This is a genomic window from Methylophaga pinxianii, from assembly GCF_020447225.1.
GTDB lineage: Bacteria > Pseudomonadota > Gammaproteobacteria > Nitrosococcales > Methylophagaceae > Methylophaga > Methylophaga pinxianii.
The window spans coordinates 1-3,832 of sequence record NZ_JAJAEO010000102.1 but is presented as its reverse complement, the minus strand read 5'-3'; the positions used below and the strand labels follow the sequence as shown (position 1 = coordinate 3,832).

Annotated in this window: 3 protein-coding genes and 3 pseudogenes; 1 reads left to right on the top strand and 5 read right to left on the bottom strand. The window is 43.6% G+C overall.

The window, feature by feature from the left end; all coding sequences use genetic code 11:
- Positions 1–25: 25 nt before the first annotated feature.
- Both LGT40_RS16685 and LGT40_RS16680 read right to left on the bottom strand, forming a co-directional pair.
- A pseudogene (locus tag LGT40_RS16685) lies at positions 26–406 on the bottom strand (methyl-accepting chemotaxis protein); the annotation flags it as partial.
- Between the two features lie 150 nt (positions 407–556).
- A pseudogene (locus LGT40_RS16680) lies at positions 557–1,264 on the bottom strand (PAS domain-containing protein); the annotation flags it as partial.
- A 288-nt stretch (positions 1,265–1,552) separates the two neighbouring features.
- Here LGT40_RS16680 and LGT40_RS00715 point away from each other — a divergent pair.
- Entirely contained in the window at positions 1,553–1,888 is a 336-nt protein-coding gene (locus LGT40_RS00715; RefSeq protein WP_226071286.1) for a hypothetical protein, read from the top strand.
- A 47-nt stretch (positions 1,889–1,935) separates the two neighbouring features.
- Here LGT40_RS00715 and LGT40_RS00710 read toward each other — a convergent pair whose 3' ends face one another.
- From LGT40_RS00710 to LGT40_RS00700, 3 genes and pseudogenes are all read right to left on the bottom strand, one after another.
- A complete protein-coding gene (locus tag LGT40_RS00710) occupies positions 1,936–2,106 on the bottom strand; it encodes a hypothetical protein (RefSeq protein WP_226071288.1) in 171 nt (56 codons plus the stop codon).
- 260 nt (positions 2,107–2,366) lie between these two features.
- On the bottom strand, positions 2,367–3,317 hold the full coding sequence (locus LGT40_RS00705; RefSeq protein ID WP_226071290.1) for a hypothetical protein: 951 nt from the start codon (positions 3,315–3,317) through the stop codon (positions 2,367–2,369).
- Positions 3,314–3,832, bottom strand: a pseudogene (locus LGT40_RS00700) (VWA domain-containing protein); the annotation flags it as partial. The gene LGT40_RS00705 and the pseudogene LGT40_RS00700, both read right to left, overlap by 4 nt.

Here is a 3,832-nt window from a genome sequence, read left to right as displayed (position 1 = left end):
TTTTTTTTGGCATGGTAACAACCCTTTACTGCGTTAATAATCTAGAAACCGACTGGGCAATTTCGTTAGCGCCTTGCCTTATTTCTTCCAGCTTATCCTGTGCTGCTCGCAATTGGTCATTGCAATCATTTACTCTGGATTGAATCGAATGCATATTGGCACTGGATTGTATTGCTAACTGACTATTTTTCTTAACTATATTGCCAATTTCAAACGTTGCCTGTGAAGTGCTCACCGCCAGTTTACGCACTTCATCGGCTACTACGGCAAAGCCCCTGCCCGCATCACCCGCTCGAGCCGCTTCAATGGCCGCATTCAAAGACAATAAGTTTGTCTGATCAGCAATTTTGGAAATCGTGCTGACGATTTCCGTAATATGTTCCGACTGTGTTGCCAGCTGCTGCATTACCGCGGAAGCTTCATCCACCGTCTCACTAATCGAACCTGCTGTATTGGCCGCAGTATTAAGCTGTGCCACCCCTTGCGCGCCGACTTCCAGGGTGTTTAACGCAGTAACATGTGCCAATTGAGAGGTCGCTTTAATGGCCTGGCTCTGATGAATACGTTTGGTAATATCACTGGCGAACTTAACGATAACCTGAACTTCTCCCGCCTCATTGAGAACTGGGTTATAGGTTGCCTCCAGCCAGACGGTCTGACCTGATTTAGTCACCCGTTCGAATAATCCGGATTGAAACTGCCCTTTACCTAATTCACGCCAGAATGCATCATATTCAGATATAAAATCTTTGGTACAAAAGATTTTATGTTGCTTGCCACGGATTTCTTCAATCTCATATCCCATGACCTGACAAAATCCTTCGTTGGCATCAAGGATGACACCGTGTTTATCAAATTCAATGAAGGCCAGGGAACGTTTAAGCGCAGTGTAGATAGCTTTTTGATGTTCTAGCTGCTTATATTCAGCAGTCACATCACTGGCAACTTTAACAACTTTAGTTATTTTCCCATGTTCGTCTTCAACCGGAAAATAGGTCGCATCAATCCAGATATCACTACCATCTTTTTTCAACCGGCGAAAAGTACCATGCTGTGGCTGTCCGGCAGCAAGGTTTTGCCAAAATTTATGATAGGTCGGGCTGTCACGGTAAGGTTGTGCACAAAAAATTCGATGATGTTTTCCGACGACCTCTTCAGCCTGGTACTGCATTGCACCGAGAAAAAGTGAATTTGCCTGCAGTATTACGCCATCTGGTGAAAATTCAATATAAGGCACATGTCGCTTTAGTGCCGAAATGATCATGACTGATCCAGTCTTATCAATTGTGCCTGACTGGTCCTCGTTAACCAGCACTTGTCGCGATAAAAAACTGCCGAACATGCATATGCCTCATTGCCAAAGAATTGATTGAATTGTATTTTTTAAAGGTTTTTAAAATTTAATCTAAGCAAATTAAAAAAGCATTCTGAATGACTATGTTCGTTAAAAATGCTAGATGGAACGATGACTTCACTTTCGGTCCTCATTACCTAGACAAAAAGCCCAAATCTGTTCGGGCATAATCAGTAAAGCTGGTGTAAAGTTCTGCTTATGACACAACACCGCAATGCATCCATTACTCTGTATCATTGGAATATCCTGATTTTACTCGACGAGCGTGAAATTTTTGTGGGCTTACGCCAGAGACCAGAAACAGTACCGCCGTTTTCCCCACCAAAAAATCAAGACGAACTCCTACCGTTTCAGTTACAAAACAGTAGTGCCATTAGCAAATTTGATGAATACAGCCGGGTTGGCTTTGATGTAGATGGAACCCGTTATGTTGTGATAGGGAATCCTGGAGACCCAACAGGACTGATACGTATGAGCGTCAGCCAAATGATGAAAGCAGAAGAGATTCGATGGAAGTATGATTTTATTGATTAGCTGCACGTCCCCACAGGGTTGTGGGAACGTGTAATCAGTTTAAAACTCTAGTGTGTTTTGAACCACTCAACAATCGCGGTGGCTGTTTCTGAATTTTCCTCAGGGCTACGATATTCTTTTGAATAGAGGGATAAGGCTTCTATCGCCCTTCTTTCCGGAGGAAAACCTTGTTCCCTAAACTTGCTCTCAATCTGTTGCAACCAATTTTCATTAAGCATATGGCTATCCTAAAGCTAAAAGCAGAAAAAGGGGTGGAAACGGTACAAGTTTTTTCTAACCGTCATTCACGCCGCTGACTGGGTAATAGCAAATGCTGTGCCTATACCCTAATAAGTGTTTATTGACACTATATGGCGTTTATATGAAACAAAAATGACAGGTAAACAAATTTTATGATGAGCACGATTTATGTAATTAATGCCTTAGAACAGGTAATTTTTACCCACTTACAATCCGAGATAACTCGGCCTATATGCACTTAGGGAGGTAATGCGATATAGGTTCCGTCATTGCGTTTGCTCAACTCACGCATCAGGATGCTGAATCTATCCGTACTGTTTATCGATAGAAAACCAATACCGTGAATTTTGGCCAGGCGTCGACCATCACTGAGCTGTTTGTTCTGAGTCGTAATACGCTCAATCACGGGATCATAAGATGAGCCGGTATAGTCATCACCAAACACATAAATCGATGTTGTAATATTGGGCTTGGCATATTTTCTAAGCGCGGTTTCAAGACCTTCAACTGGACTGCTGTTAGACACAACCGACCAGTTCTCGAACATTTTAATCGCACTGTTTCGAGTTGAAGGTGTATCAGGCATCCACCGGCCATCGTAACCAGAAATCATTGGCGTGCCCATATCATTCAAAATCTGAAAACCTTTTACTTCAGGGTGAATATTCAGCACATTGACCACTTCTCTGGATACCCGTGGCCAGATTTGTTTCATACTGCCAGAGGTGTCAATAATAAACACCACATAATCACTGTCGACAGGAATGCCCCCTACTTCTTCAGAACGTTTGTCTGTGGATTTTCTTGGTGTGGGTAAGGCGGCTTGTTTTAGGCGCGACTCCACCAGACTTAATCCGGAAATATTTTCTTCCAATGCCGCATTTTTCTGTTGTAAAGCCTTAAGCTGATTTTCCAATGATGATTCGGCTTGGGCAATAGCCTGTTGTTCACCGGATAAAGCTTCCAGGGTCGAAAGCTCTTGCTGAATTTGCTGACTGACCTGGGCCACAGAGTTTTCCAGACCAATCAATGATGCCAGTAAACTGCTGACATCATCCGCCCCCGCGGTAGAGACATCCACATCGGTTTTGGAAATCAGTATCAGCATAACAACGGCACCAAAACCACAGGAAATGACATCCAGAAAAGATAAGCTGAATATATCCAGATCCTTTTTGCGATGTTTCATGGCCAGTTGCTCGCAGGACTGATCAATAATCCACCGGTAGTCGCTGCCCAAACCCAATATTGATTAACTGCATCGGGATCCCCTTCCAATGGCAGCATAATCACATCCACCTGTGTTCCCCGCTTACCGCTCTCGTTAATAGTTTGCTGAAATAATTTCACCCGACATTCACCTGAAATCGTTTGTGCATTACCGGTGAGCGAACTGCAACTGGAAAAAGGATTAAGACTTCGATATTGAGACTCACCTTTGGTGGGTAATCCATCGGTAATGACATACAGATTGGAAGGTGAAAACTGATTCACCGTATTCAGACCTTTTTGCAGGTTTGTTGCGCCTTCGGGAACGATAGTATTTAAATCACGCATGATAGATGACGCTGTCTGGGATGAACTGGCTTTATGCCAGCCTTTTTTGTCACCCAGCACCTTGGCATCCTCGCTATAGGCGACCACCACCACATCACTGTTTTCCGGCAGTCTGGCGAGTAACCATTCAACCACATTTTTAGTACG

What these genes read in the sequence shown, in the direction of transcription:
- LGT40_RS00715 (WP_226071286.1), top strand. Translation starts at nt 1,553, where the DNA reads ATGACACAACACCGCAATGCATCCATTACTCTGTATCATTGGAATATC.
- LGT40_RS00710 (WP_226071288.1), bottom strand. Translation starts at nt 2,106, where the DNA reads ATGCTTAATGAAAATTGGTTGCAACAGATTGAGAGCAAGTTTAGGGAA.
- LGT40_RS00705 (WP_226071290.1), bottom strand. Translation starts at nt 3,317, where the DNA reads ATGAAACATCGCAAAAAGGATCTGGATATATTCAGCTTATCTTTTCTG.